Below are 292 nucleotides of genomic sequence, written 5' to 3' on the forward strand. Positions count from 1 at the left end.
CGTTCGAGACCAGGACGTTGATAGGTCGGGTGTGGAAGCGCTGTGAGGCGTTAAGCTAACCGATACTAATTGCTCGTGAGGCTTGATCCTATCATTTGAGTTGCTTTGTTGATGATGAAGCGCTGGTGATACAAAAATTCTACCGGCTGGAAAACAAATCCAGCCTGGCTTCTTCGAGTTTGTGACAGTTTATGTCTGGTGGCCATAGCGAGGTGGTCCCACGCCTTCCCATTCCGAACAGGACCGTGAAACGCCTCAGCGCCGATGATAGTGCAGATACCTGTGTGAAAGT

Annotated in this window: 2 rRNA genes; both read left to right on the forward strand. The window is 50.3% G+C overall.

The window, feature by feature from the left end:
* Positions 1-90, forward strand: a 23S ribosomal RNA gene (locus ACZ9XP_RS17945); the annotation flags it as partial.
* A gap of 104 nt (positions 91-194) precedes the next feature.
* Positions 195-292: ribosomal RNA gene (gene rrf / locus ACZ9XP_RS17950) — 5S ribosomal RNA — on the forward strand; the annotation flags it as partial.

The organism is Vogesella perlucida (assembly GCF_979366545.1).